Origin of the sequence: Mesorhizobium sp. M7D.F.Ca.US.004.03.1.1, assembly GCF_003998635.1 — a bacterium.
Lineage (GTDB): Bacteria > Pseudomonadota > Alphaproteobacteria > Rhizobiales > Rhizobiaceae > Mesorhizobium > Mesorhizobium loti.
This window is the reverse complement of the sequence record NZ_RZQG01001250.1, coordinates 1-1,389: the sequence shown is the minus strand read 5'-3', so window position 1 is coordinate 1,389 and position 1,389 is coordinate 1. Positions and strand designations below refer to the sequence as shown.

General features: G+C 67.1%; 1 protein-coding gene. It reads left to right on the top strand.

Annotated elements, in window-relative coordinates; genetic code table 11:
* The coding region (locus EN935_RS36050; protein WP_127374231.1) for a CopD family protein at nt 1–1,351 on the top strand (1,351 nt) is incomplete at its 5' end.
* Between the last annotated feature and the right edge of the window lie 38 nt (nt 1,352–1,389).

Here is a 1,389-nt window from a genome sequence, read left to right as displayed (position 1 = left end):
CCAGCCGGTCGAGATCGCCAATCCGCAGAAGCTTGCGTCCGGTACGCATGTGCTGAGCTGGCGCGTCATTTCCGCCGACGGCCATCCGGTCGGCGGATCGCTGCTGTTTTCCATCGGCGCGCCCAGCGCGCCGCCGGTCGCGTCCGAGGCCATCGACTGGCAACTGCGGTCCGCGATCTGGCTCGGCAAGGTCTTTCTCTACATCGGCCTTTTCCTCGGCGTCGGCGGCGCCTTCGCGCTCGCCTGGCTGGCCGGGGACGGACAGGCTGGCCGGCGTTTCGTCATCGTTGCAATCCTGTGCGGGCTGGTAGCGGCACCCTTGTCGCTCGGTCTCCAGGGGCTGGACGCACTTGGGGCGCCGCTTTCCCATCTGGCGCAGCCGATCATCTGGCGGACCGGGCTCGGCACCAGTTTCGGTTGGACGGTGCTGGTCGCCCTGATCGCGCTGGGGCTTGGCCTGCTGTCGCTGGCCGGCCCTCGCGCCACAGCCAAACCATTGGCGCTGGCTGGGGTGGCCGGGGTGGGGATTGCCCTTGCCGCCAGCGGCCATGCCAGTGCCGCCGAACCGCAATGGCTGACACGGCCGATGGTGTTCCTGCACGGCGCCAGCATCGCCTTCTGGGCCGGCGCGCTGGTGCCGCTCGGCTTGGCGCTGAAAGGGCAATCGGCGGAGGCCACGCCATTCCTGCGCCGGTTTTCTCGCCTGATCCTGCCTGTGGTGGCCGTGCTTGCCACTGCCGGCATCGTTCTCGCCGTCATCCAGGTGCAGACACCTGTGGCATTGGTCAACACTGCCTATGGGCGGTTGCTGCTGGTCAAGCTCGGGTTGCTGGTCTTTCTCTTCACGCTCGCCGCCGTCAACCGCTGGAAACTCACCGCATCGGCCGCGGCAGTATCGACAGAGGTGCAACGCAGGCTGGTGCGCTCTATCGGCGTCGAGCTGCTGATCGTGTTGGCGATCTTCGGCGTTGCTGCAGGCTGGCGCTTCACGCCGCCGCCACGGGCACTGGCAATCGCGGCGGCCCAACCGGTCTCGGTCCATATCCACGCGCTGCAAGCGATGGCCGATCTCAGCATTACGCCTGGCCATGCCGGACCAGTCGTTGCCTCGATGATCATCATGACCGGCGATTTCGGCCCGCTCGACGCTAAGCAGGTGACGCTGGTGCTGTCGAAGCCCGATTCCGGCATTGAGCCGCTGAAGCGCGCCGCGACCAAGCCCGGCGACGGCAGCTGGCGTGTCGACAACCTCGTCATCCCGGTGCCTGGCCGGTGGACGGTGCGCATCGACATCCTGGTCTCGGACTTCGAAATGGTGAAGATCGAGGCGCCCGTCGACATCAGGCCGTAAGGCCGGACTGGCACGAGCTTGGCCGACCATCCGTGCAA